9 protein-coding genes and 1 pseudogene are annotated in these 4,779 nt (G+C 44.6%); 2 read left to right on the top strand and 8 right to left on the bottom strand.

Going from position 1 to position 4,779, the window contains the following annotated elements:
* Positions 1 to 346: 346 nt before the first annotated feature.
* Genes NSA57_RS19200 through NSA57_RS19190 form a run of 3 tightly spaced genes read right to left on the bottom strand, consistent with a single transcriptional unit; the run spans position 347 to position 1,162 of the window.
* Positions 347 to 643, bottom strand: coding sequence for a DUF3847 domain-containing protein (locus NSA57_RS19200; protein WP_257465821.1), 297 nt, complete (start codon positions 641 to 643; stop codon positions 347 to 349).
* On the bottom strand, positions 636 to 977 hold the full coding sequence (locus NSA57_RS19195) for a replication initiator protein A (RefSeq protein ID WP_016222234.1): 342 nt from the start codon (positions 975 to 977) through the stop codon (positions 636 to 638). Before NSA57_RS19195 ends, NSA57_RS19200 begins: the two co-directional genes overlap by 8 nt.
* Complete coding sequence (locus NSA57_RS19190; RefSeq protein WP_016222235.1) at positions 974 to 1,162, bottom strand: hypothetical protein; 189 nt, start codon at positions 1,160 to 1,162, stop codon at positions 974 to 976. Before NSA57_RS19190 ends, NSA57_RS19195 begins: the two co-directional genes overlap by 4 nt.
* A 483-nt stretch (positions 1,163 to 1,645) precedes the next feature.
* Here NSA57_RS19190 and NSA57_RS19185 point away from each other — a divergent pair, with 483 nt between their 5' ends.
* Positions 1,646 to 2,452 (top strand): helix-turn-helix domain-containing protein, encoded by an 807-nt coding sequence (locus tag NSA57_RS19185; protein ID WP_016222236.1) that lies wholly within the window; start codon positions 1,646 to 1,648, stop codon positions 2,450 to 2,452.
* A gap of 89 nt (positions 2,453 to 2,541) precedes the next feature.
* Here NSA57_RS19185 and NSA57_RS19180 read toward each other — a convergent pair whose 3' ends face one another.
* The 5 genes and pseudogenes from NSA57_RS19180 to NSA57_RS19160 all read right to left on the bottom strand — a co-directional run.
* Positions 2,542 to 2,958, bottom strand: a complete 417-nt coding sequence (locus tag NSA57_RS19180) for a 2-thiouracil desulfurase family protein (protein WP_257465820.1) — start codon at positions 2,956 to 2,958, stop codon at positions 2,542 to 2,544.
* Between the two features lie 49 nt (positions 2,959 to 3,007).
* A complete protein-coding gene (locus NSA57_RS19175; protein WP_257465819.1) occupies positions 3,008 to 3,385 on the bottom strand; it encodes a TnpV protein in 378 nt (125 codons plus the stop codon).
* A complete protein-coding gene (locus tag NSA57_RS19170) occupies positions 3,345 to 3,617 on the bottom strand; it encodes a helix-turn-helix domain-containing protein (protein WP_257465818.1) in 273 nt (90 codons plus the stop codon). Before NSA57_RS19170 ends, NSA57_RS19175 begins: the two co-directional genes overlap by 41 nt.
* Before the next feature lie 154 nt (positions 3,618 to 3,771).
* Positions 3,772 to 3,930 (bottom strand): Maff2 family mobile element protein, encoded by a 159-nt coding sequence (locus NSA57_RS19165; RefSeq protein ID WP_118144607.1) that lies wholly within the window; start codon positions 3,928 to 3,930, stop codon positions 3,772 to 3,774.
* A 36-nt stretch (positions 3,931 to 3,966) separates the two neighbouring features.
* Positions 3,967 to 4,212 (bottom strand): annotated as a pseudogene (locus NSA57_RS19160) (VirD4-like conjugal transfer protein, CD1115 family); the annotation flags it as partial.
* 116 nt (positions 4,213 to 4,328) lie between these two features.
* On the opposite strand from NSA57_RS19160, the gene NSA57_RS19155 reads away from it, so the two are divergent.
* Entirely contained in the window at positions 4,329 to 4,697 is a 369-nt protein-coding gene (locus NSA57_RS19155) for a nuclear transport factor 2 family protein (RefSeq protein ID WP_257465817.1), read from the top strand.
* The last annotated feature ends 82 nt before the right edge of the window (positions 4,698 to 4,779 follow it).

Raw genomic sequence — 4,779 nt, 5'->3', positions numbered from 1 at the left:
AACGAAGGGGCAGTTCACTGGAATGCCAAAACTGCTTTTTCGTTTACCCCATCATCGATTCTAACCTAAAGAATTTGTTGTCATCTTCATTATACTTCATCGCCTATCGAAAAGATAGCATATTTTATGAAACTTGTCGGCTGGGAACAGCTTGCAGCGCAAGGTGTCCCCAGAGGGCAAGTCCACAAAAGGGTAGCTGGCGGCAGCCAGCGCAGGGGAAGCGTAGCGTCCCCTGTATGATTTGGAGCAGACTATGACTGCGGAAAATCACAGCCCTCCGGCGAGGAGCCTTCGGAGAACGCAATGCACCAACCTCTGGGTGGTGTATAATTGCGCCCTTAGTAAACTAAGGGGTTTTCGGCTTCTCCCGTTTCAGCAGTTTTTTCAATAGTTCCTGCGTGTCCTGCCTGTGAAAAATGAATTTCAACAACAGCATGACATCATCATCTGTCAGGCGTTCCGGCTCTTGCAGAAAACTTTCCAGCATACCGCCACGAGTGCAGAGCCGGTGTGTCCGTTCCTTTCGGGTAAGCTGTTTCAACTGGTGCTGCAACGCCCTTTCATCATTGATGGCTTTCCGCAGTTTCTTTTCGCTTTTCTCCAGTTCCCGGTTTAGCTTTTCCAGCTTTGAGGTATCAGGCAAGGGCAGCGTCCTCCTTTCCCGGTATCAGCACATAAATCCGGTTCGGTTCTCCCACGCCCTGACGCACCCGCATGATAAGTCCGGCAGTTTCCAGTTCATTCAGAGAACGCTTGACCGTCATGGGGCTGCGGGACAGGACTGCGGCAATGGCTGTGACAGGGAAGCAGACAAACAGGATTCCGTTTTCGTCCTCCTGCCCTTTGGAGAGCATAGCGTCCAGCATCCGGCAGTACATGACCTTTGCGGTGCTGCTGATTGGAAATCCTGTCAACACTCTTGGAAAGGGCATACAGGGCGGCAATGGTGTGTCTATCGTCATAAATTCAAATTTCATTCGTTGTGTTCCTCCTTTTTCTTGGCTCGTTTGGATAAATAACGGGGGCAGTCAACCACAACCGCCCGGAAGCTCTGCTTGCACTCATGCTGGCATTTCCGGCATAATTCGTTATAAGTGACACGCCCCCGGTCATTGAGGTAAAAAGAAAGCTCATGCTTCCTCTTTTTGCTCATTCTCGGCATATTGCGTTTCCTCCCGTTTTAGTGTATGATTTCGGGGCGATTTTCGGAAAAATTACGGTCATAGAGCCGCCTAAAATCTCCCGAAGTATCAGCGATAGGGTAGACTGTCCCCCTATCAGATTGTCGTGTTTCGGTATCATTTCGGTGTTAGTTCGCCAGTTCTCCCCGGTGTCGTTCCTCCCCTGAATCTCACAGCGGCGTATCGCTCCCTTTGGTACGCTCGTTCCGGTCAAGGTTCCTCCAAATCCCTGCCAAAAGTCATGGCGCTACATCGCCGGGGAAGCATATCCCACACAGGCTGGTCATTCGATTGGAATAATCCATCGATGAACTACCTGTATCATAGAACATTTTTGTGCCCTGTGCCGTATGTCCACAAAGTAGGAATTAGGGGTAAAAAGCGGAAATTTCCACGATTGCGGAAAGTGTGATATAATCCAGTTAAGCGGCAGCAATGAATCCGCCGGAAAGGAGCGTGCGCCCATGAAAGGAGCAACAAGCATACAGGAACGCCTTTGGGAACTCCGCAAGGATAAAGGCTTAAATCTGGAAGAACTATCAAAGCTGACGGACATTTCTAAATCAGCTCTTGGAAGTTATGAAAAAGAGAATGTTAAGGAAATCAATCATGGCTATCTTGTCACGCTGGCAGACTTCTATGGGGTTTCCGTTGATTATCTGCTGTGCCGGACAGAGAACCGGGAGCAGATCAACACGCCACTAACAGAGCTGCATTTGAATGATGAGATGGTGGCACTTCTGAAAAGCGGTCGGATTAACAACCGCCTGCTCTGTGAGCTTGTCACCCATAAGGATTTTATCAAGTTTCTTGCGGATATTGAGATTTATGTGGATGGGATTGCCACCATGCAGATTCAAAACCTCAACGCCCTTGTCGATACTGTCCGGCATGAAATCATTGAACGGTATCGCCCCGGCGAAGATGACCCGCATTTGAAAGTGCTGCAAGCCGCCCATATCAGCGATGATGAATATTTCAGCCACATGGTTCTGGATGACCTCAATCTCATTATCCGGGATATTCGGGAAGCTCACAAAAAGGACAGTGAGAGTGCGCCCCAAACCACCGTTGCCGATGAACTGAAAGAAAATCTGGAAGCGGTCGAAAATTTCAAGGGCAGTCGGGATGAAAAGCTCGTTGTCCTTTACTGCAAGCAGCTCGGTATCAACTATAAAAATCTGTCAGACGAAGAATTTCGCTGGCTGATTCGGATTCTCAAAAAATCAAAGAAAATGGGAACGCCTATCAGCCAGAGGAAAAAACGGTAAAGAAAAAACCGCTGTTGCATGGTTTGTTGACTCCCATGTAGCAGCGGTTTGTGCTGTGGTTATTCAATTAAAATTTCAAAGTGACAAACTTAAACTTCTTCAACATCAATAACATTATATCCTCTTTGCTTTAATGCCTTCGCAAAAAATCCCATTCCAGAAATTAGTTTTCCAGTAAAGCTACCATCGTATATTTGATTTACACCACAAGTAGGACTTCTGGATTGTAATATAACCAAATCAATATCTTCATTTTGAATTTTTGATAATGCCATTGACACTGCTTTATTATATTCAGAATCAACATCATTTCCATTTTCATCTACTACAATCCCATTCACAATTTCTGCACAAGGTCTAGGAATTTTCATGCCAGCTAATACTTCTGGGCAAATAGAAATAACTTCTTTATCCTTTAAGAAATTGATAACTGCTAAATTTTTATTGTTTTTTCCGTTATATTTACAGTTTGTTCCCATAATACAGGCACTAACTAATACCTTCATATTTATCACCCCAAATCAAATTCATTTACATAATCCTTCTACCACACCGTTATGAATAAATCATCTCGTGCAAAACAATTTCTTCCGCCCGGTTGTGAATGTTATTGCAACACTGCACCCATTCCATTTGAGAAGTACGCTTCAATTCCTCGGTCACGCCCTCAGTAGCTTTCATCTGCTCCATGATGGTGTCTAACCGTTCCTGTGCCTGTTCGTTTAGGTCAGCAAGATATGTCCACAATTCTCCGTTTAGTACCAATATGCTAAATCTGGCTGGGTGGACTTCTCTTAAATATTCCCGGTGCATCCGTCCGTACTTTCCGATGGGGCGGTGTTCCTCCGGCAGCTTCAAGTCCGGGATGTAGTAATCTCCGACAAGAATATAATCAATTCCGTTTTCTGTTATTCTTGGTTTCAATTCGCTCATGTTTCTTACCTCCTGTGGAAGCAGGCTCGTCTGGTACTAACTCAATCACATCGGTAATTTCACAATTCAGCGTTTCGCAAATACGGGCTAATGTATCCATGCTGATGTGCTTTCCCTCTTTGCTCATGTTGGCAATCATATTCGTTGTCATACCGGCGGCAAGCCTTAAATCTTCTTTTCTCATATCACGCTCTAACAGTGTGTGCCAGAGTGGTTTATAGCTGATGTGCATATTGTTTTCCTGCCTTTCTATCCATACCACCGGGGCGGCTGCCCCGACAGGAACTTTTCTCTTATTATAACACCAATCTTGTGTAATCACAATTTATTCTTGTAGCCTGCCACTGATACCGTCTGGATTGTGCTTTTCCTTTCTTTTGTTCCCTTTAATTAGCCATGAACTGTTTCATACCCTGGCTTTTGGAAGCAGGGTTGTCCTGACCGTAACCTTCCAGAAGGTTGATAACGCCCCAGATACCAAGACCTGCGCCCAGGGCCACTACGAGAGTCTGCAAAACACCAACTGCACTGTTGAAAAATTCCATAAAATAATCCTCCTAAAAAATGTTTTTGATTTTGGGTTAAGTCGTTGCGTCAATCTCGTACACATCGAAGGTGTCCGTGGGTTTTACCACGGTACGCTGCTTCTTCATGTACCGTTCCATGTCAAAGACATTTTTAGGGTCGGCGTCGGCCGTGTATCTGTAATTCGGGTGCCGGGTGAGGTCGTACTTGTCCGAAAGGAACGGGCGCACGCCCCGCAGCATGAAGATACACTTGCCGCCGTCCATCACTGCCAGTTCGTCCTGGGTCATCAACTCTTTGCCACATTGTCAAGTGAAGAATTCATTCTTTTTGCTTTTTCATACACGGAATCTTGTAGATGTTCTATAAATGTGCTAAACTGAACGCAATAGCAAACCGGAGTTTAAAGGAGAAAATTATGAATATAAAACAATTTTGGAAAGCCGTTCTTGCTCAAGATGAAAGAGAAATTAGAAAATACTTTCATGCAGAAGCCTATATAAATTGGCATTGCACCAACGAGCATTTTACGGTGGATGAATATATTATTGCGAATTGTGAGTACCCCGGAGAATGGGATGGAATCGTTGAGAGAGTAGAAATTGTGAATAATTTAATTATTACAGTTGTTCGTATCTATCCCAAAGATAGAAGTGTTTCTTTTCATGTGACTTCGTTTATTCAAACAAAAAACAATAAAATCACAACAATGGACGAATACTATGCCGATGACGGGATTGCACCACAATGGAGATTGGATAAACACATTGGAACATCTATCAAATAAATTCAAATTGAACAAAATCGCTGCGCGATGGCCTGCCAAGGCTGTGGCATAGCGATTTTCTGTTTTCTATAATAAAAAACAG

It is taken from the genome of Blautia caecimuris, from assembly GCF_024622975.1.
Taxonomy (GTDB): Bacteria; Bacillota; Clostridia; order Lachnospirales; family Lachnospiraceae; genus Blautia_A; species Blautia_A caecimuris.
Note: the sequence above shows the minus strand (reverse complement) of the source record. Positions and strands in the feature narration are given on the sequence as shown.

Coding starts and splice junctions, on each gene's coding strand:
- NSA57_RS19170 (WP_257465818.1), bottom strand. CDS start 3,617: ATGCACATCAGCTATAAACCACTCTGGCACACACTGTTAGAGCGTGAT.
- NSA57_RS19165 (WP_118144607.1), bottom strand. CDS start 3,930: ATGGAATTTTTCAACAGTGCAGTTGGTGTTTTGCAGACTCTCGTAGTG.
- NSA57_RS19180 (WP_257465820.1), bottom strand. CDS start 2,958: ATGAAGGTATTAGTTAGTGCCTGTATTATGGGAACAAACTGTAAATAT.
- NSA57_RS19185 (WP_016222236.1), top strand. CDS start 1,646: ATGAAAGGAGCAACAAGCATACAGGAACGCCTTTGGGAACTCCGCAAG.
- NSA57_RS19175 (WP_257465819.1), bottom strand. CDS start 3,385: ATGAGCGAATTGAAACCAAGAATAACAGAAAACGGAATTGATTATATT.
- NSA57_RS19195 (WP_016222234.1), bottom strand. CDS start 977: ATGAAATTTGAATTTATGACGATAGACACACCATTGCCGCCCTGTATG.
- NSA57_RS19190 (WP_016222235.1), bottom strand. CDS start 1,162: ATGCCGAGAATGAGCAAAAAGAGGAAGCATGAGCTTTCTTTTTACCTC.
- NSA57_RS19155 (WP_257465817.1), top strand. CDS start 4,329: ATGAATATAAAACAATTTTGGAAAGCCGTTCTTGCTCAAGATGAAAGA.